Origin of the sequence: Actinomyces sp., from assembly GCF_030524025.1 — a bacterium.
GTDB lineage: Bacteria > Actinomycetota > Actinomycetes > Actinomycetales > Actinomycetaceae > Actinomyces.
Genome location: NZ_JAUNHI010000003.1, coordinates 105,648 through 124,857 on the forward strand (window position 1 = coordinate 105,648; position 19,210 = coordinate 124,857).

Annotated in this window: 18 protein-coding genes, 2 tRNA genes and 1 pseudogene; 9 read left to right on the plus strand and 12 right to left on the minus strand. The window is 71.5% G+C overall.

Features of this window, described 5'->3' with window-relative positions; genetic code table 11:
- Positions 1–92 precede the first annotated feature (92 nt).
- Positions 93–842, minus strand: a complete 750-nt coding sequence (ppgK, locus tag Q4C85_RS02515; RefSeq protein ID WP_303139212.1) for a polyphosphate--glucose phosphotransferase — start codon at positions 840–842, stop codon at positions 93–95.
- A gap of 347 nt (positions 843–1,189) precedes the next feature.
- Between ppgK and Q4C85_RS02520 the strand changes: the two genes are divergently transcribed.
- Complete coding sequence (locus tag Q4C85_RS02520) at positions 1,190–1,471, plus strand: DUF1540 domain-containing protein (RefSeq protein ID WP_303139214.1); 282 nt, start codon at positions 1,190–1,192, stop codon at positions 1,469–1,471.
- Between the two features lie 143 nt (positions 1,472–1,614).
- Here Q4C85_RS02520 and Q4C85_RS02525 read toward each other — a convergent pair whose 3' ends face one another.
- The 9 genes from Q4C85_RS02525 to Q4C85_RS02565 form a co-directional block, all read right to left on the minus strand.
- On the minus strand, positions 1,615–2,478 hold the full coding sequence (locus tag Q4C85_RS02525; protein WP_303139216.1) for a hypothetical protein: 864 nt from the start codon (positions 2,476–2,478) through the stop codon (positions 1,615–1,617).
- A gap of 228 nt (positions 2,479–2,706) precedes the next feature.
- A tRNA-Ala gene (locus Q4C85_RS02530) sits at positions 2,707–2,779 on the minus strand.
- A gap of 32 nt (positions 2,780–2,811) precedes the next feature.
- Positions 2,812–2,884: transfer RNA gene (locus Q4C85_RS02535), tRNA-Ala, on the minus strand.
- Positions 2,885–2,969: 85 nt separating this feature from the next.
- A complete protein-coding gene (locus Q4C85_RS02540) occupies positions 2,970–3,569 on the minus strand; it encodes a histidine phosphatase family protein (protein ID WP_303139217.1) in 600 nt (199 codons plus the stop codon).
- Complete coding sequence (gene rsfS, locus Q4C85_RS02545; RefSeq protein ID WP_303139219.1) at positions 3,566–3,988, minus strand: ribosome silencing factor; 423 nt, start codon at positions 3,986–3,988, stop codon at positions 3,566–3,568. Before rsfS ends, Q4C85_RS02540 begins: the two co-directional genes overlap by 4 nt.
- 60 nt (positions 3,989–4,048) lie before the next feature.
- On the minus strand, positions 4,049–5,797 hold the full coding sequence (locus Q4C85_RS02550; protein ID WP_303139221.1) for a hypothetical protein: 1,749 nt from the start codon (positions 5,795–5,797) through the stop codon (positions 4,049–4,051).
- Positions 5,790–6,470, minus strand: coding sequence for a nicotinate-nucleotide adenylyltransferase (gene nadD / locus Q4C85_RS02555; RefSeq protein WP_303139222.1), 681 nt, complete (start codon positions 6,468–6,470; stop codon positions 5,790–5,792). Before nadD ends, Q4C85_RS02550 begins: the two co-directional genes overlap by 8 nt.
- Positions 6,471–6,610: 140 nt before the next feature.
- Positions 6,611–7,564: an ROK family protein gene (locus Q4C85_RS02560; protein WP_303139224.1), complete on the minus strand. Its 954-nt coding sequence runs from the start codon at positions 7,562–7,564 to the stop codon at positions 6,611–6,613.
- Positions 7,565–7,569: 5 nt separating this feature from the next.
- Positions 7,570–8,463: an SIS domain-containing protein gene (locus tag Q4C85_RS02565; RefSeq protein ID WP_303139226.1), complete on the minus strand. Its 894-nt coding sequence runs from the start codon at positions 8,461–8,463 to the stop codon at positions 7,570–7,572.
- Between the two features lie 231 nt (positions 8,464–8,694).
- Between Q4C85_RS02565 and Q4C85_RS02570 the strand changes: the two genes are divergently transcribed.
- The 5 genes and pseudogenes from Q4C85_RS02570 to Q4C85_RS02590 all read left to right on the plus strand — a co-directional run bounded on the left by Q4C85_RS02570 (position 8,695) and on the right by Q4C85_RS02590 (position 12,431).
- Positions 8,695–8,904: a hypothetical protein gene (locus Q4C85_RS02570; RefSeq protein WP_303139227.1), complete on the plus strand. Its 210-nt coding sequence runs from the start codon at positions 8,695–8,697 to the stop codon at positions 8,902–8,904.
- A 228-nt stretch (positions 8,905–9,132) separates the two neighbouring features.
- Positions 9,133–9,678: pseudogene (locus tag Q4C85_RS02575) on the plus strand (glycosyltransferase); the annotation flags it as partial.
- A gap of 122 nt (positions 9,679–9,800) precedes the next feature.
- Positions 9,801–10,229, plus strand: coding sequence for a hypothetical protein (locus tag Q4C85_RS02580; RefSeq protein WP_303139228.1), 429 nt, complete (start codon positions 9,801–9,803; stop codon positions 10,227–10,229).
- An 82-nt stretch (positions 10,230–10,311) separates the two neighbouring features.
- Positions 10,312–11,772 carry a cell wall metabolism sensor histidine kinase WalK gene (locus Q4C85_RS02585; protein ID WP_303139229.1) on the plus strand — a complete coding sequence of 487 codons (1,461 nt, stop codon included), beginning with the start codon at positions 10,312–10,314 and terminating at the stop codon, positions 11,770–11,772.
- The gene (locus tag Q4C85_RS02590; RefSeq protein ID WP_303139231.1) at positions 11,769–12,431 is read left to right on the plus strand and encodes a response regulator transcription factor; all 663 of its coding nucleotides are present in this window, start codon (positions 11,769–11,771) and stop codon (positions 12,429–12,431) included. The genes Q4C85_RS02585 and Q4C85_RS02590 overlap by 4 nt, the downstream gene beginning before the upstream one ends.
- Before the next feature lie 24 nt (positions 12,432–12,455).
- Here the strand turns inward: Q4C85_RS02590 and Q4C85_RS02595 are convergent, their stop codons facing one another.
- Positions 12,456–12,815 carry a hypothetical protein gene (locus Q4C85_RS02595; protein ID WP_303139233.1) on the minus strand — a complete coding sequence of 120 codons (360 nt, stop codon included), beginning with the start codon at positions 12,813–12,815 and terminating at the stop codon, positions 12,456–12,458.
- A gap of 326 nt (positions 12,816–13,141) precedes the next feature.
- Between Q4C85_RS02595 and Q4C85_RS02600 the strand changes: the two genes are divergently transcribed.
- Both Q4C85_RS02600 and gnpA read left to right on the plus strand, forming a co-directional pair.
- Positions 13,142–13,918: a DeoR/GlpR family DNA-binding transcription regulator gene (locus tag Q4C85_RS02600; RefSeq protein WP_303139235.1), complete on the plus strand. Its 777-nt coding sequence runs from the start codon at positions 13,142–13,144 to the stop codon at positions 13,916–13,918.
- 89 nt (positions 13,919–14,007) lie between these two features.
- On the plus strand, positions 14,008–16,215 hold the full coding sequence (gene gnpA, locus Q4C85_RS02605; RefSeq protein ID WP_303139237.1) for a 1,3-beta-galactosyl-N-acetylhexosamine phosphorylase: 2,208 nt from the start codon (positions 14,008–14,010) through the stop codon (positions 16,213–16,215).
- Positions 16,216–16,287: 72 nt separating this feature from the next.
- Here gnpA and Q4C85_RS02610 read toward each other — a convergent pair whose 3' ends face one another.
- Positions 16,288–17,631, minus strand: a complete 1,344-nt coding sequence (locus Q4C85_RS02610) for a glutamate-5-semialdehyde dehydrogenase (protein ID WP_303139239.1) — start codon at positions 17,629–17,631, stop codon at positions 16,288–16,290.
- A gap of 207 nt (positions 17,632–17,838) precedes the next feature.
- Between Q4C85_RS02610 and Q4C85_RS02615 the strand changes: the two genes are divergently transcribed.
- Complete coding sequence (locus tag Q4C85_RS02615) at positions 17,839–19,002, plus strand: AAA family ATPase (RefSeq protein WP_303139241.1); 1,164 nt, start codon at positions 17,839–17,841, stop codon at positions 19,000–19,002.
- Positions 19,003–19,210 lie beyond the last annotated feature (208 nt).

Sequence of the window (19,210 nt, forward strand, 5' to 3'; positions counted from 1 at the left end):
CCCGGCCGCGTGGCGGCTGGGCGGCCTGGGGGGGGGGGGGGGGGCCGCCGGCGCGCCCCCCCCCCCCCCCCCCACCCCACCGTCACGTCGGGTCAGGAGCTGCGGGACGCCTGGTAGGCGGCACCGACGATGCCCGCGGTGTTGAACAACGTGGCGGGAACGATCTCGGTCTTGAGGTCGAGCAGCGGCAGGAACTTGTGGTGCTTCTTCGACACCCCTCCCCCGACGACGAACAGGTCCGGGGAGAACAGCATCTCGACGTGGGAGTAGTAGCGCTGGAGACGCTTGGCCCACTTGCCCCACGACATGTCCTGAAGGTCCTTCTGCCCGGCCGAGGCCCGTGTCTCGGCGTCGTGGCCGTCGATCTCGAGGTGCCCGAGCTCGGTGTTGGGCACGAGGGTCCCGTCGACGACCACCGCGGAGCCGATGCCGGTTCCCAGGGTGGTGACGATGACGGTGCCGGCCACGCCCTTGGCGGCGCCATAGGCGACCTCGGCCAGGCCGGCGGCGTCGGCGTCGTTGAGGGCGGTCACGCCCCGCCCCAGGTGGCGCATCATCAGCTCGTTGACATCGACCCCGGTCCAGGACTGGTCGAGGTTGGCCATGAAGGGGACGGTGCCGCGGACGATCGGGGCCGGGAAGGCGATGCCGACCGGGATCTCACTGCCGACTTCGAGACGCTCGAGCAGCTCACGACACACCTCCGCGACCGCGTCGGGCGTCGCCGGCGTCGGCGTGACGATCCGCACCCGCTCTCCGATCAGCTCCCCACTGTCCAGGTCGACGAGCGCGCCCTTGACGCCCGAGCCTCCGATATCGATCCCGCATCCCACTGCTGTCATCGTGTCCTCCTCAAGCATCGTCGCGTGACACGGGCCTCAGAATATCGTAGGCGCCCGGCTCCTCGTGGCCGTCCGGCGGGGCCAGATGGGCAGCGGCGGGACCTTCTGGGCAGCATAGGCAACACTGAGCGCATTACCTCATGGCGCACTTGGCCAAGACCTCGCCCTCGCCCGCGCGCCGACCATTGGCAGGCGTGTCGGTCATACCATTCTTCGCCTGGAATGACGCGCATGAGCCGCTTGTGGCCCCCACCAGCGCATCCCCCTGTTGCCGACCGGATTCGGTCGTCTTAACGTCGAATGCGTCAGATGCGTCCATGTCCGCCCCGCAACGAGAGGAGCCCACCATGTCCACCGTCACCGCCGTCACCTCCTGCGCCACGACCTCCTGCGCCTACAACCACAATGGGTGCACCGCCTTCGCGATCACCATCGGCGGTCAGGACGCCGCCCCGTCGTGCACGACCTTCATCAGCCTCGACGCGCGCGGCGGCCTGCCCGTCGCCCAGGGCCACGTCGGCGCCTGCCAGCGCCTGGAGTGCGTGCACAACACCGACCTCATGTGCTCGGCCGAGGCCGTCAGCATCGGTGGCGACACTGCGGGCTGCCTGTCCTACGAGGCCCGCTGAGTCCAACGTTCCTCTGCCGGACCCGTCCGAGCCCGGCAGGCTCCCGCCTCGACCTGGCGCGCGCGACGCGTCGCACCTGACCGACGGGGCCCCACCGCATCGGTGGGGCCCCGTCCTGCGCCCGGCCGAGGCGGTCAGATGCGCTACGGGCGCGCCCCGGCCGAGTCCCGCACGAGACGGTCGAGCTCGTCGACCACCTCGCGAGCCGTGGGGGCCGTCCGGAGAAGGTCGACCCGGACGGTCACCGCCTCCGGACCGGTCAGCTGCATGAGGGTGACGTCCTGCGGGCAGGCGTCGACGCACAGCACCTGCCCGGCCAGCCCGGCGCAGGCGGCGCCGAGCGGACGCACCGAGCACAGGCGCCCCGGGACGGAGCCGTCAACGACCCCCGCGCACAATGCCGCCAGAACCGGTGTCCCGAGCGACTTGACGGCCTCCTGGGCGGCGAGCTCATCGAGGGCCGACCACAACGGAGCCTGCGGCTCGACCCCCGCCGGGTCGAGGAGCTCAGCAACGGCGTGGCCATGAATCCCCAGGGCGTCGTGGACGACGACACGCTCGGCCAGGACGACTCCGAGCCGCCCGCTCGGTGCGTGGGAGAGCTCGATGATGCCATCGAGCGGGTCACTGCCCGCCACCGCGCAGTGGCAGGCCGCGCTGTGGGCGTCGGCCAGGGCGAGATCCCGCTCCTGCCCCTCCAGCCAGGTCAGGACCCCCAGAAGGTGGGCCGAGGCGGCCGTCAGATGCATGCCGGGCTCGGCGGCGTCGAGGGTGATGTCGAGGCGCACCGAGGTCGCCACGCCGGCGGGCGTGCGAGCCAGGGCCGATGTGGGGCAGGCGGCCACGAAGATCCGGCCGGTCGTGTCCATGGCGTGCAGGACGAGCTGGTCGTCGCCCGGGTCGATCCGGAAGGCGGTCAGGCTCGCGCTGCCCGACCCGGCCAGGAGGCGCCGCCCCATGCGCCGGGAACCGACAACGGGCGCGCTCGACGGGTTGCTGGAGGTCACGGGTCCCCTTCCGCACGGGATGGCTTTGAGGTAAGGCAACCCTAATGGTCTGGGGAGGTCGGCGCCACCCCTTGGACCTACTCGTCCAGGCGCCGGACACGGAGTCGGTCGCGGCGGTCATGACCGCGATCATCGGCTTCATCCTGTCGGCATCAACGCTCCGGCGCTTGTACCGCACAACCACGCGTGCCCCGCGACAGGCGGGGCACGGTTCGTTTCTTCTGTCGGTGGAGCTAGGGGGATTCGAACCCCCGACCTCTTCCATGCCATGGAAGCGCGCTACCAACTGCGCCATAGCCCCGTGGATTCACCGCGCCGGCACCGGCGTGGTCGTGGAGCTAGGGGGATTCGAACCCCCGACCTCTTCCATGCCATGGAAGCGCGCTACCAACTGCGCCATAGCCCCGGGACGGGCGCCGCCGCGACGGGCGACGCGGATAACTGTAGGGAGTCGCGCGCACCGAGGGCAAATCCCGGTGGCGTGCGCTACCTCACCCGAGGTTCCACCCCAGGAGCGTCCAGCCCGGGGGGCGGTCCCCCGAGCTGAGGAGGGCGTGGCGGCAGTTGTCCAGGCCGCGCAGGCCGAACCAATCCGCCGGCTCCATCCCGAGCAGATGGGTCGCCCCGAGCGTGAGCGACGCGCCGTGCGAGACGACAACGACCGTCTCATCGCCGCTGAGCCGCGCGATGCGCCTGAGGGTGGCCCCGACTCGCTCGGCGGCGGCGTTGCGGGGCTCGACCCCGACGGATGCGGGGTCCTCACCCTGGCGCCAGGCCCGGTACTCCCGCGGCCAGCGCTCCTTCATCTCCTTGCGAGTCAGACCCTCGAACTCGCCGAAGGAGCGCTCGACGAGGTCCTGCTCGACCTCGACCGGCAGCCCGACGGCGGCGGCGAGCGCCTCGGCGGTCCCCATTGCCCTGCCCAGCGGCGAGGAGAAGATCCGCACCGGGTCGAGGCCCTGAAGGGCGGGGACCGCCGCCCGGACCTGGGCGAGACCCGCCTCATTGAGCGGGATGTCGACACGCCCCTGGATCCGTCCCTGTGCGTTGTAGTCGGTCTGGCCGTGGCGCCACAGCACGAGCCGGGTCATCTGGAGCCCTGCGTCGAGCGCGCCGCACCGTCGGCGGGCAACTCGAGCGAGCCTGCCGCGAGGTCCTCGGGCAGGGAAATGAGGGGGCAGTCCCTCCAGAGGCGCTCGAGGGCGTAGTACTCCCGGTCCTCGCTCTGCTGGACGTGGATGACCAGGTCGGTGTAGTCGAGCAGCACCCAGTGTGCCTCCTCGACGCCCTCGCGCGCCCGACGGCGCCCGCCCGCCTGGTGCAGGGCCTCCTCGACGGCGTCGACGATGGACCGCACCTGCCGGTCATTGGCCCCCGACACGATGAGAAAGACATCGGTCAGCGCCAGGCGCTCGGAGACGTCGATGGCGATGATCTCCTCGGCCTTCTTGCCCGCTGCGGCGCGGGCGGCGGTGATGGCGAGCTCGACGGACTGCGGGGTGGCGGGCACTGGGCTCCTCGGTGTTCGGTTCGACAGTGGGACGGAGTGTGTGGGGCACCGGAACGAGGGTCAGGTCAGCAGACTGGTCCACGTGGCGATCGCCTGGGCGGCCATGGCGGTCGAGGCGGTGTCACGCAGGAGCACGAACCACACGACGGCCAGGATGACCAGCAGGATCACGACGACGAGCAGCGCGATGAGGAGCACGCGCGTCAGCGTCGATGTCCGCTTGCCCTCGGGGGCGCGGGCCACGTCCTTGGTGGCCGCGGGGCTGGTCCGCTCGGCCGGCTCGGCCGTCCCGGGACGCTCCGGGGCGACGGGCTCCGGCTCGGAGGTGTACGGGCTCGTCGCGATCGTCTTGCCGCCCGAGCCGGTCGGGCCGCCCCCGTGCAGGGAGGGCCACTGCGGGTTGTCGATGCCTCCGTAGCCCTCCTCGCCCTCACCCGTGGCCGCCTGGCCACGGGTCGTCGACGGCGAGGACGGCTCTGCGGCGGCCGGCGCCTGCGCGGCCGAGCCGGCGGAGGGCGACGCCGCGGCGGCCGAACCGGCCGACAGTGCTGCTCCTGCCGCGCTCGCCGAGGCCGCGGAGCCCGCCGAGTGGAGGGTGCGCCAGTGGAGCGAGCTGTCCTCGGCCGCATCCTCCACCGGCTGGACGGCGCTCAGCTCACCGGAGTCGATGTCGATGGTGCGCACGCCCTGCGCGGCCGAGGGCACCCGGACGATCGGCCGACGCACCGGGCCGGCGGCGTCGCCGTCCTCCACCTCGGTGCTCGATGCGGTCACAGTCGGTTCGGCGGAACCGGCGGGCCGGGCGCCGACCGACGGGACGGCGGGAGCGGTCGTTGGAGAGGATGCCGGGCCGGCAGGAGCCGCCGAGGTCGTCGGGGACCAGGACGTCGCCGGCGAGGCGGGTGGACTCGCCGGGACCGCCGGTCCGGCCGTGGGCCCCTGGTCCACCGGCTCCGCAGGGCTCGTGCGCCCCAGGACGGAGCGCCGCTCGGGCAGGCTCGAGGTTCCGGTCGGTGTCGAGTCGACCTGCGGAGACCTGATCGGCAGGTCCACCGGCGTGTAGACGCCGGTGGGCATCTCCGAGAGCTCGTCGATCCGGTCGGCCGTCAGCCCGGCGTCGGCCACCTGGGGAGCCTCAGGCCCGCGCGGAGCCGGGACGGCCCCGGCGGTCGGCACCGCGGGGGCGGCAACGGGCGGGGGCGAGACCGGTGGGGCCGACACCGGCGGCAGCACCGGTGACGGGGTCGCCACGGGCGAGGGCGAGTGCGTCGACGCCGCCGAGGCTGCCGACCAGGCCGGGACGGCGGGCAGCAGCGGTGAGGGCGTCACCGGTGCGGGCGAGGCGGGCACCACCGGTGATGGCGTCGGAGTGGCCGCTGGGGAGGGGGTTTCGGCCAGCGGGGCCGAGGAGGGCTGCCGCTGCCATGAGGGCGTGGGGGCCGCGGGAGCGGCCGGTGCCACCGGCGCCGCGGGGGACACCGGCTCCGGCGTCCGCCGGACCTCCTCCTGCACCGGCACTCCCTGGGAGCCGGTGGCCGGGATCTGGATGTCGGACTGGTCGAGGAGGGGGTTCTGGAGGGCTCGTGCCTGCTCCATCGTCAGCTCTCCGGCGGCGACGGCGGCACGCAGGGCAGCGGCTTCCTCGCGCTGCCGCTTGAGCTCGCGGCGAGTGAGCACGGGCTGCTGACCAGTGAGGTAGGCCTCGCGCTCGGCGGCGCGCTCCGCCTGTCTCTTGGCCCGTCGGCTGGAGTGCGTCGCGTCGTCGCCGTCGGCGGGACGAGCCCCGCCGACGTCGCTGGGTTCACTCACCATGGTTTTCCTCCCTCAGGGACTGCTCTCTCGCGACATGAGCCGTCATCGACGTCGTGGATGCCGGTCGGTGCACCATACGGTAGAGCCCGTACTTGCGGATGTACTGAACCACGCCGTCGGGCACGAGGTACCACACCGGTACGCCGCTGCCGACACGCCGGCGGCAGTCGGTCGACGAGATCGCCATCGCCGGGACCTCAACAAGGGACACCTTGTCCTGGGGCAGTCCCGGGTCGGAGAGCACGTGCCCGGGGCGTGTGACGCCCACCATGTGGGCCAGGTCGAAGATCTCCTCGTTGTCCTTCCACGTCAGGATCTGCGCCAGGGCGTCCGCGCCCGTGATGAAGTACAGCTCGGCGCCCGGGTACTCCGAGGCGATGTCGTGGAGGGTGTCGATCGTGTAGGTCGTGCCGCCCCGGTCGATGTCGACCCGCGAGACCGTGAACCGGGGGTTCGGTGCGGTGGCGATCACCGTCATGAGGTAGCGGTGCTCGGCCGGCGTCACGCGCCGGTCCCGTTTGAAGGGCTGGGCCCAGGTCGGTACGAAGATGACCTCGTCAAGACCGAAGGCGTCCTGTACCTCTGAGGCCGCCACGAGGTGCCCGTGATGGATCGGGTCGAAGGTCCCTCCCATGATGCCGATGCGCAGGCGGCGCGAGCTCTCACTCATGGGCGTCGCTCCACGGTCAGGGTCAGCACGGGTACTCCTCAGGTCATCATCGCCCATTCGGGGGGGGCACGGTCATGACCATACTGCCACGCCTCGGGCCGCGGGCGGGGCGCACCACGCCCGACGTGAACACGCCGGCCTCATCCTCCGTCCTGGGTCTCCAGGGCCCTCCCGGCGCTCCCCAGCGCCTGGGACCACGGGCCGAGGCCCGCCGCCAGCACTCTCGGCGGCGGGCAGACGGTCAGCAGTGCCGCCACCCGCTGCCGCAAGGGCTCCAGGAGCCGTGTCTCGCCCGCTCCGGCCAGGCCGCCGCCGATGACGACGTCGAGCGGGCCCAGCAGGCACGTCGTGCGGGCGATGAGCTCGGCCAGCGCGTCGAGCCCGGTGTCCCACACGCGGACGGCCTCGGCGTCACCGGCCTCGACCTCCCGCAGGAGGCCGAGAGCCCCCTCCTCCAGGACCAGGCGCCTGGTGTCGACGGGCCGCGAGCCGGCCCACCGGCGGGCCAGAGCCCCTGCGCTCGCAACCTCCTCCAGACGCACCGAGGAGCCGGGCGCGTCCGGGTCGGGCACGAGCATCTGGCCGACCTCTCCGGCCCAGCCCCCGCAGACCACCGGCGTGCCGTCGATTACCAGGGCGGCCGACAGCCCGGTGCCCAGTGCCAGGTACAGGCAGTCCCGACCGGCCGCCCCCCACCGGGACTCCGCCCACGCCCCGCTGCGCACGTCGTGCCCCAGGGATACCGGACGCCCCAGGGCCTGCTCGAGGTCGAGGCGCATCGGAAACCCGCGCCAGCCGAGATTGACCGACAGGACGGCCAGCCCGGCGCGCTCATCGACGATCCCGGGGACATCGACACCAACGGGCCGCGCGACCTCGTCGGCGGTCAGCCTCCGGGCGCCGGCGCACACGCGCCCCGCCTCCAGGTCGGCGTCGAGGGCCGCGACGATCCGGGCCACGGCGTCCACAACCGCCTGCCCGCCGTGAGGCGTGGGGTCGGTGCGCCTGAGGACCGCCTCCCCCGCTCCGTCGGCCAGGACGGTCTTGATCGTCGTGCCGCCGACGTCGACGCCGACGGCCCAGCGCGCCGCCATGCCGGTCAGCCCTGCGGCCCGGGCAGGATGACCGCCCGGCTGAGGTGCCGCGGGCGGTCGGGATCCAGGCCGCGGGCGTGGGCGCGGGCCACCGCAGTCCGCTGGGCCAGGACGAGCACCGCCAGTGGGTCGAGCTCGAAGGTGAGCAGCGTGGCACCGGTCAGGGCCACCTGCTCCGCCATCCCGGCGGGGGCCTGACCGAACACCCAGGTCAGGCGCCCGGGCTCGGCGATGGCGATCGGCCCGTGGCGGTACTCCATGGCGGGGTAGGCCTCGGTCCACGCCTGGGAGGCCTCACGCCACTTGAGGGCGGCCTCGTTGGCCAGGCCGTAGCACCAGCCCTCCCCCAGGAAGGAGACCTGGGAGGCCTCGACCCACTCAGCGGGGATCTCCGTGTCCAGGGCCGCGCGGGCGTCGGCCACCGACCTCGACAGGTCCTGGCCGGTCGAGGCGCGCAGCAGGCTGAGAGCCGTCGTGGCGAAGCGGGTCTGGACCACCGACTGCTCGTCGGCGAAGTCGAGGACGATCTCCTCGGCCACGTGCGGCGTCACGGGACCGTCCCCCACCGCGGTGATCAGGGTCGAGGGCGTGCCACGCTCCCGCAGGGCCACGGCGACGTCGACGATCTCGGTGGTCGTGCCCGAGCGCGACAGGAGGATGGCGCGGTCGTAGTCCCGGTCGACCGGGAGCAGGGAGGCGGTGAAGGCGTCGGTCTGCCCCTGACCCGCCTCCTCCCGCAGCACCGCGTAGGACTGGGCCATGAACCACGAGGTGCCGCAGCCGATGATGGCTACGTTCTCCCCCGGCTGCGGCAGTCCCGCCACACCGCGGGCCAGCTCGGCGGCCCTGTCCCACAGCTCGGGCTGGCTGATGATCTCCGAGGTTGTTCTGCTGGTCACATGTCCCCCTAAGGACGACGCGGATCTCTCCGCTGGGCTGATCGAATGCGACGAGAATAGCACTAAAAACATCATCTTTCATCGTCTCGATCGGTGCGGGGAGCGCTCCGCAGGTTCCTGAGCACTCTCTCATCGTCGCCTCATCACCCTGTAGCCCCCGCCCTCCAGGATCGATCGTGGGTGGGCGTGACACCGCGATGCCACCCAGGACGACGGAGGCACACGACAACCATGGGACACGACAACGCAATCGGGAACGCGATCAGGGTGGTGCTCTACAGCCACGACTCGCAGGGCCTGGGACACCTGCGCCGCAATCTCGCACTCGCCCACCACCTGGCGGACCACCTGCCCTCCCTGACCGGGCGCGCAGTGAGCGGTCTGATCGTCACCGGGCTGACGACCGACCACGGCTTCGTCCTGCCCACGGGCTTCGACTGACTGACCCTTCCCGGTGTCACGAAGACCGATTCGGGCTACGCCCCCGCAGCCTCGGGGTCGACACCGCCTCCCTGCGCACGGTGCGCAGCCAGGTCCTCGACGCTGCCCTTCTCGCCCTCGGCCCGGACCTCGTCATCATCGACCGCCGGCCCCACCGGCCGACGGAGCCTGGGCCGGCAGCGGCGTGACGCACCTCATCGACTCCCCCACCAGCGGAAGGACACGCCTGTGAGCCCCACCGGATACGTCCTCAAGGTCTACCCACGCTTCTCCGAGACCTTCATCGTCACCGAGATCCTCGCCCGCGAGGCCCACGGCGACGACCTGTCCATCTACGCCCAGCGGCCCACGACCGACGCACGCTTCCACCCCGAGATCGCGCGGGTCCGCGCCCAGGTGCCCCGGGTTCCCCGCCCCGCACGGCCCACCGAGATGTGGGCGCAGATAGTCGGCGGCCTGGCCGACGACACCCAGCGCGCACGATTCGCCGCTCTCATGCCGACCCTGGCCGGCCTGCCCGGCGACGAGGTCTCCCAGGCCGTGTCCCTGGCCCACTGCGCCCAGCACGACGGCATCACCCACCTCCACGCCCACTTCGCGACCCTGGCGGGCCGCACCGCCTGGATCGGCTCGCAGCTCACGGGCATCCCCTACACGGTGACCACCCACGCCAAGGACATCTACCACGAGTCGGTCGACCGGCAGTGGCTACGCCGGGTGTGCGCCGACGCCGACAGGGCCATCGCCATCTCCCGCTTCAACGAGGAGTACCTGCGCGCCGGGCGTCTGCGCATCAAGCCCGGGATGTCGGTGGCGGTCTCGCTGGTCGGCCGCGGTGACGGGGTGCCGATGGGTGGGCGCGCCTGCTGTGGCCGGTCAGCCACTCCAAGGCGGAGTTGAGCCGTCGGCGGGCCGAGCGCGTGGGCCTGAGCACACACCGGCGCCTCCTGGACGATGGGTTGCTGGTCGAGCACGGCTCGATCCCCTCCGACCCGCGCCTGAGCGCGGTCATCGCCCGGGCCCGCCGGAGCGGGGTCCTGGAGGACTGGCGGCCCGACGCCGTGCTGCGCCACAACCCCCTGCGGCGCCTCGTCGTGGCCGCCCACCCGGACCCGGCGGCCAGCCGCACGGTCCTCGACCTGCTCGACTCCGTGGCCGAGGCGATGGCGGTGCGCCCCGAGCGGCTCCAGGCCTACACGCACGCGGCCAGGCTGCGTCTGGTGTGCGTGCACGCCTTCCGGCCCGGGGCCCGGTCGTGGCTGGAGGGCTGGCGGCGACACAGCCTGCTCGCCCAGGGGGCACGGCTGGCGGTGCACGGCCCATGACCGCAGCGGCCCGCCGCCCACCGGGTTCCTGTCACCGGGCCGGTTCCCCCGACGCCGCGCCCGCGTCGAGCACAATGGGACGGTGCGCCGCCTCGCGTCTCCGAAGGTCACGATCCAGACCCGCGTCATGCTCGCGATCCTGCTCGTGTCCTGCGTGGCGCTGGCCAACTCGGGGGTGCTCATCTGGATCCTGGGGATCCGCGGTGTCGAGCGGGGGGTCGACGACCAGCTGCGCGCCGAGCGCAGCCAGCTGCGCGTCCTGGCCGAGGACGGCCTCCACCCCGCGACCGGCGAGCCCCTGACCACCCCGGCGATGGTGGTCGAGACCTACCTTGGCCGCACCGTGCTGCAGCCCTCGGAGTCCGCCCTGGGCTTCCTGGACGGCAAGGCCACATGGACCGTCCCCTCCCAGGTGCAACTGCGGCCCGAGGACGACACCGAGCTGCTCACCGCCATCGCCCCGCTGGCCAGCGGGTCGGAGTCGGTCATCGAGACGGTGCGCACCTCCCGGAGCACCTACCGGGTCCTTGTCGTCCCGGTCATCGAGGAGGGCCAGCCCGTGGCCAGCCTCGTCCACGTCGTCGACATGGAGGCCGCTGCCGCCGACCTGCGCCGCATGATGCTCCTGTACACGGCGGCGGCACTGATCAGCGTCGCCCTCGTGGCCGGCCTGGCGTGGTTCGCCGTCGACCGGCTCGTCCGCCCCATCGAGGAGCTGCGGCGGGCGGCGGAGTCCATCGACGAACGCGACCTGACCAGCAGGGTCCCCGTGCGCGGACGGGACGACCTCAGCGCCCTGGCCGAGACCGTCAACCGGATGCTCGACCGGGTCCAACGTGCCATCGAGGGCCAGCGCGAGCTGCTCGACGACGTCGGCCACGAGCTGCGCACCCCGATCACGATCATTCGCGGGCACCTCGAGCTCATCGACCCCACCGACGTGACCGACGTGCGCCAGACCCAGGAGCTGGCCCTCGATGAGCTGGACCGCATGGGTGTCCTCGTCAACGACCTGCTCCTGCTGGCCAAGAGCACCCAGGCCGGCTTCGTCTCCCCCACACCCACCGACGTGGCCGCCCTGACCGACCAGGTCCTCGACAAGGCCCAGGCCCTGGGGGAACGGCGCTGGAGCCTGGACGCGCGGGCCGAGGTCCTCGTCATGCTGGACGCCGCCAGGACGACCCAGGCCTGGCTCCAGCTGGCCGCCAACGCCGTCAAGTACTCGGCACCGGACAGCCCGGTCTCGCTGGGCTCCCGGATCGAGGAGGGCGACCTGCTCATGTGGGTCGCCGACCGCGGAATCGGCATCGCCCCCGACGACCTCGAGACCGTGCGCCAGCGCTTCGGCCGGTCGCGCATCGCCAGCCAACACGCCGCCGGCTCGGGACTGGGGCTGAGCATCGTGCAGAATATCGTCAGCGCCCACGGCGGCGCGCTCGACATCGACTCGGTGCTCGGGGAGGGCTCATGCTTCACGCTCCGGATCCCCCTGGGCCTTGACCAGACCCCTGACCCGCATCCCGAGGAGCAGACCCGACCATGAGCACGATACTCATCGTTGAGGACGAGGCGCGCATCGCCTCCTTCATCGCCAAGGGACTCAAGGCGGCAGGCTTCGTCCCCCGCACCACATCCCTGGGACGCGAGGCCGTCGAGCTGGCCCTCCAAGGGGACCCCGACCTCATCCTGCTCGACGTCGGCCTGCCCGACATCTCCGGCTTCGACGTGCTCACCGCCCTGCGGGGCCAGGGGGTGACCACACCGGTCATCATGCTCACGGCGCGCTCCTCGGTGGCCGACAGGGTCGCCGGCCTCCAGGGCGGGGCGGACGACTACATGCCCAAGCCCTTCTCCTTCGAAGAGCTCCTCGCGCGGGTCCGCCTGCGCCTGCGCGCCGAGCCGGCCCCCGCCGAGGGGACGATGACCCTGACCCACCACGACCTCACGCTGGACATCAAGACGCGTCGTGTCGACGTGGCGGGCACGACCGTCGAGCTCAGCGCCCGCGAGTTCTCCCTCCTGGAGACCTTCATGCGCCACCCCGGTCAGGTGCTCAGCCGCGAACAGCTCCTGTCTACGGTGTGGGGCCTGGACTTCGACCCGGGTTCCAACGTGGTCGAGGTCTACGTCTCCTACCTGCGCCAGAAGCTCGGCAAGGAGCGCCTGCGCACTGTGCGCGGCATGGGCTACCGCCTCGAGTAGGGCACCGAGGAGGACGCCGAGGGCTCAGTCGTCGGTGTCGCCCGCGTCATCGGCCTCGCCGGCATCGTCGGAGGACACGGCGACGTCGTCGTGCTGGACCTCGACCGGGTTGGCGACCTCGCCGGCTGGGGCCGCCGGCTGGGGTGCGGCCGGCGCCTGAGTGGCCGGGGGCTCGGCGGTCACCGGCGTCGTCGGGGATGCGTCGGCGGCCGGGTCGGTGGGCGGTGCGGTCGAGGTCGATCCCGAGACCGGGGGCATGACGACACCGGACTCCGAGGAGGCGTCGGCCGAGGCGCGCAACGAGGCGACCCCGAGCACGACGAGCAGCGCCGCGGCGCCCGTCACAACGCCCGAGGCGATCACCTTGCCCCGTGAGATGCTCATCGAACCAGTCCTCTCTGTGCCGCCTGACAACACAGGGCGGCGTCTCATGGTGGTCGGTGCCCACCCCATGCTACGTGCCGCATCCGGCCCGACAACAGGCCGTTGGCGGGCATGCAGGCATGAGTCTGCTCGCATGCCCCGGGTGCCCGCCGAGGCCCTCCCACCGGCAAGCCCGGCTTCACCCGGCGAAATGCTCGATCCTGATCTATGCTGAGTGCATCCCGGTCCATCGTGCACGGACCGCGCAACTCACGAGCCCGTGGTGGTGGGTGCCCCTGGCCGGACAGCCGCAACGACGCGGACCACAAACCTGTGAGGAGGACAGGATGACCCGTCATGAGCGCCTCTCCGCCATCCTGAGCATCGTTGTCGATGAGGGCAGCGTCCACATCGACGACATCATCGACCGTCTCGGCGTCTCGGCGGCCACCGCCCGCCGCGACCTCGACCTGCTCGCCGACCAGCAGCTGGTCACCCGCACCCGGGGCGGGGCCTCGGCCAACCCCACCTCCTCCCAGCTGCCCCTGCGCTTCAAGTCCAGCCGCATGGGCCTGGAGAAGGCCAAGATCGCCCATGCCGCCGCGGCCATGGTCCGGGCCGGGGACATCGTCGGGCTCAACGGCGGCACGACGACCACCGAGGTGGCCCGCGAGATCGCGCTCCTGGCGGGGCTGACCGACGCCGACAACCCGATCACGGTGGTGACCAACGCCGTCAACATCGCCAGCGAGCTGACCGTGCGCCAGTGCGTGCGGGTGGTCGTCACCGGCGGCGTGGCGCGCAGCCAGTCCTACGAGCTGACCGGCCCGCTGTCCGACCTCATCCTGCCCCAGATCAATGTGGGCACCCTCTTCCTGGGCGTCGACGCCCTCGACACCTCCGGCGCCTACGCCCAGCACGAAGGAGAGGCGGCGGTCAACGCCGCACTCGTGCGGGCCGCTCGACGCGTGGTCGTCGTCGCCGACCACACCAAGCTGGGGATGAGCGCCTTCGCCCTCATCTGCCGGATCTCGGACGTCCACGCCCTCATCACCGACGACGGCGCCACCCCCGAGCAGGTGGAGGCCCTGCGCGGCGCCGGCATCGAGGTCCGCCTCGTGTAAGCCCTCGACGACCCCCGACCCACCGGGTCCGGGCCCCTTCCCCAGGGCCCCGGACCCACCTATTGAGTACCACCCAGCAAGGAGTTCCCATGCCCCTCCCGCCATCCCCCTCGCCCCGCACCACCGGTCGCGTCACCCTTCCCATCGAGGAGGGCATCGACGACCAGCTCCGCGAGCTCGTCGCGGCCCTGGGGGCCGACGCGGTGCGCAACTCCGACGGCACCTGGCTGCCCGAGGTCGCCACCGAGCTCGTCGAGAAGGTCTACTCGACCTACTTCCCCGCCCGGGGCGACCAGGAGTGGGCACTGGCCCACCCCGACACCCTGGTCAACCAGTACCTCCTGAGCCCCCGCGTGACCGCGACCGGGCCCGGCCCGCTGGACATCGACGTCATGGAGGGCTATTTCCGCGAGCAGTTCACGCCCTGCTACGAGCGTGTCGAGAGGTTCTGGGAGGTCATCGACCGCACGACCGGCCGGGTCGTGCCCACCCAGGAGTGGAGCGTCGAGCAGTCCACGGGTGTGGTCACCATTTCCCGGCCCGAGCCGTGGCACGTCTACACCGTCGCCTTCCTCGCCGACCAGGTGTGGGACACCACCCAGATGTACAACTACATCACCAACGGCTGGGACTCCACCGACCCCACCCGCGTCAAGGAGCGCCCCTACGACATCCGCAAGAACGGGGTGTGGGAGCACGCCCGCCAGGCGCTGAGCAGCTGGCTCGAGGACCACCCCGAGGTAGACGTCGTGCGCTTCACGACTTTCTTCTACCACTTCACTATTGCCTTCGACACCGAGGGCCGGGAGAAGTTCGTCGACTGGTTCGGTTACTCGGCCTCGGTGTCCCCCGAGGCGATCGACGCCTTCGAGGCGGAGTACGGCTACGCCCTGCGCGCCGAGGACTTCGTCGACGCCGGCTACTACAACTCCCCCTTCCGCATCCCCTCACCGGCCTTCCGGGACTGGATCGACTTCCAGTCGCGTTTCGTGTCCGCCCGCGCCAAGGAGCTGGTCGACATCACCCACGCCGCCGGGCGCGAGGCCATGATGTTCCTCGGCGACAACTGGATCGGCACCGAGCCCTACGGGCCGCACTTCGCCTCCATCGGCCTGGACGCCGTCGTCGGCTCGGCCGGCTCGGCCGCCACGACCCGGCTCATCGGCGACATCCCGGGGGTGAGATACACCGAGGTGCGGTTCCTGCCCTACTTCTTCCCCGACGTGTTCAACCACGACGGCGGTGACCCAGTGGGCGAGGCCAACGAGTCATGGCTGACCAGCCGCCGCGCCATCGTGCGCCGCCCCCTGGACCGCATGGGCTACGGCGGCTACGTCTCCCTGGCCCTGGAGTTCCCGGAGTTCATCGAGAGGATCACCGAGATCTGCCAGGAGTTCCGCGACATCCACGAACGCTCCGGCGGCGAGCTGCCCGCCAACGCCCCCTTCACCGTCGGCATCCTCAACTCCTGGGGCGCCCTGCGCTCCTGGCAGACCCACATGGTGGCCCACGCCAAGTGGTACAAGGCCGCCTACTCCTACGTCGGCGTCGTCGAGGCACTGGCCGGGCTGCCCTTCGAGGTGCGATTCCTGTCCTTCGACGAGGTCCTGGCCGACGGCGTGCCCGAGGACATCGGGGTGCTCATCAACGCAGGCGCGGCCGGCACCGCCTTCTCCGGGGGCGAGTCCTGGGCCGACGAGCGCCTGACCGGCCTCATCCGCTCCTGGGTGGCGGCCGGCCACGGCTTCATCGGCGTGGGCGAGCCCACCGCCGTCGACCACGGGGGCGCCTTCCTCCAGCTCTCTGACGTCCTGGGCGTTGAGCGCGAGCGCCAGCTGAGCCTGTCGACCGACCGCTACCCGGTCCTGGTCGAGGACCACCCCATCATGGCCGATGTCGAGGGGGCCTTCGACGACGGGCAGGGCGCCGGCGGGGACGTCTACGCCACGGGGCCGCTCGCCCGGGTGCTGTCCTACGTCGAGGGCACCGTGCGGGTGGCGGTCAACGAGTTCGGGGAGGGTCGGGCCGTGTACTTCTCCGGCCTGCCCTACTCCCCGGTCAACTCCCGCACGCTTCAGCGCGCCCTGTACTGGGCCGCCGGGCGCGAGGACCTGCTTGAGCAGTGGTTCGCCTCCCACCCGTCCACCGAGGTGGCCTGGTACCCCGGCGGGCGCCGCTTCCTGGTCACCAACAACTCCTCTCAGACGGTGCGCACCTGCGTGCGCGGCCTGGGTCGGAGCTGGGACCTGGAGATCGAGCCCATGGGCCTGGTGTGGGTCGACGTGGAGGGCTCCTGACCGCCGGGACCGGGACTCATGACACCCCGAGATCGAGACATATGGCACCTCGAGATCAGGGGTGGCAGGGGCTCAGGGGCGGATGTGCCCGTCGCCCTCGACGACCCAGGTCGTGCTCGTCAGGGCGGTCAGTCCCATGGGCCCGCGGGCGTGGAGCTTCTGGGTGGAGATGCCCAGCTCGGCCCCCAGGCCCAGTTGGCCGCCGTCGGTGAAACGGGTCGAGGCGTTGACCATGATGGCCGCCGAGTCCACCCCGGCCACGAAACGGTTGATCGCGGCGACGTCGCGGCTGAGGATCGCCTCGGTGTGCCCGGTGGAGTGGGCCGCGATGTGGGCGACGGCGTCGTCGAGGTCCTCGACCACCCTGACGGCCAGGTCGAGGCTGCCGTACTCGGTGTCCCAGTCCTGTGAGGTGGCCGGCGCGAGCAGGGCACCGTGGCCGTCGGCCTTGGCGGTCTCGGCCAGGGCGCCGTGCGCGGCCGGGTCGGCGTGGAGCGTGACCCCCTCGGCCCACAGGGCCGCGGCCGCCGCCGGCAGGAGCTCACCCGCGACGTCGGGGTGGACGAGGAGGGTCTCGGCGGCATTGCACACGCCCACCCGTTGGGTCTTGGCGTTGACGATGATCCTGACCGCCGCCTCCAGGTCGGCCGCCGCGTCGACGTAGATGTGGCAGTTGCCGGAGCCGGTCTCGATCACCGGCACCGAGGACTGCTCGACGACTGCCCGGATGAGTCCGGCCCCGCCACGGGGCACAAGGACGTCGATGAGGCCACGGGCACCCATGAGGGCCGTGGCGCCGGCGCGTCCGGCGGGGTCGATCGTGGTGACAAGGTCGACGGGAAGGCCGGTGGAGGCCAGTGCCTCACGCAGGACCGCGATGATCGCGGCGTTGGAGGACTGGGCGGCGCTGCCGCCGCGCAGCACGACGGCGTTGCCGGACTTCAGGGTCAAGGCGGCGACGTCGACGGTGACATTGGGTCGCGCCTCGTAGATCATGCCGACCACGCCCATGGGCACGCGGATGCGCCGCACCCGCAGACCGTTGGGCAGGGTCTGGCCGTCGACGACCTGGCCGACGGGGTCGGGCAGGGCCGCGATCTCGCGCACGGCCGCCGCGATGGCCTCGATGCGCTCGGCGGTCAGGGCCAGCCGGTCGATCAGGCCCGGTTTCATCCCCTCCTGACGGGCGCGCTCGAGGTCCTCGGCGTTGGCCTCCAGGATCGTGTCGGTGGCCGCGACGAGGTGGTCGGCCATGGCCGACAGCGCGGCGTCCTTGGCCTCGCGGTTGAGCCCCGCGATGCCCCGCTGGGCGGCGCGTGCGGCTCGGGCGACGGCCTCGACGTAGGCGGTGGCGTCCTGTGTGTGGTCGGGCAGTGCGGTGCTGGAGGCGTCAGGGGTGACCGGCGTCGTGCTCATGGAGCCACAGTAGGGTGCGCGGCCTCCCCGGGTCACGGACCGTCTCACCCCCGGCCGGTGCCGCCCGGTCTCGGGCCCCAGGTGGGTCTCAGCCGGCGGTGCGGGGCAGCTCGGCGAGGTCGTCCATACCGAACAAGGCGATATGGGACAATCCGTGCAGTTGGCGGCGGGCCGCGACCCGCCCCTCGCATGCTGAGAGGTGACCTGGTGCGGATCACACACATCTGCGCAAGCAACTGGCGGAACTTCAAGAACGTCGATTTCGAGGTCGGCGACCGGCTGTTCATCGTCGGCCCCAACGCCTCGGGGAAATCGAATCTTCTCGACCTTCTCCGCTTCCTGTCTGACATCGCCGAGCCAGGAGGAGGCCTGGCCTCGGCGATCGAGCGCCGAGGAGGCCTGACCAAGGTACGCAGTCTCTTCGCTCGCAACAACGCCAAGGGGCGCCTGGTCGTCGACGTGCGTCTGCGCGACGGGGCGGACCTGTGGCGCTACCACCTGTCGATCAAGGGAGAGTCCGGCGGGCGCAACCGGCCGATCGTCGACGCCGAGATCGTCGAGCTCAACGACACGACGCTGCTGCACCGGCCCGATGAGGACGACCGGGAGGACCCTGAGCGGCTCACCCAGACCCACCTCGAGCAGATCGCCGCCAACAAGGAGTTCCGCCTCATCGCGGACTACTTCTCCCGCGTCCAGTACTTCCACCTCGTCCCCCAGATCATTCGTGACCCGGGTCGGACCACCCCCGCGCACGACGACCCGTACGGCAGCGAGTTCATCGCGCAGATGAACGCCACGCCGACACTGACGCGCAACGCATGGCTCCGGCGGATGCAGGCGGCGCTCCAGGCCGCCGTCCCGGGCTTCGAGTCCCTGAGCATTGAAACCGACGCGGCGGGACGACCACACCTGGTGGCGGGCTACAAGAACTGGCGCTCGAAGCCATCACGCCAGTCCGAGGCGGATTTCTCCGACGGGACGCTCCGACTCATCGGCCTCCTGTGGTCCATCATCAAGGCCCCGGCCAATCCCGGTGTCCTACTGCTTGAGGAGCCCGAGCTGTCGCTCAACAACGCTATCGTGAGGACACTGCCATCCGTCCTGGCCCAGGTGAGACGCTCCTCGGACCTGCAGATCATCTTGTCGACGCACGCCCCCGAGATTCTCAACGACGAGGGCATTCACCCAGATGAAGTCCTCGTCCTGCGCGTCACCGACGACGGCTCCCGGGCCTGCCTGCTGGCGGAGCTGCCTGAGGTCGCGCAGCTCGAGATCGGTCTGAGTGTCTCGGAGGTCGTCGAGGGACTCATCGCTCCTGACGACCTCACAGGGTTCATGACCGCGACCCGGGGCAAGGGCCGCCGATGAGCAACGCCCCCGGGGACCCGTCCGTGCGGGTCGCTGTCGAGGGCCAGTCCGACACGGGCATGGTCGAGACTCTGCTCGCACACGTCGGACTAGCCCTGACCCGTCCCTGCCTCGTCAGGAACGGGTCATCGAAGCTCGATGACCTCATCCCGAACCTAGCCCGCACGACGCTCTACGACCCGTGGATCGTCTTCCGCGACGCTGATAC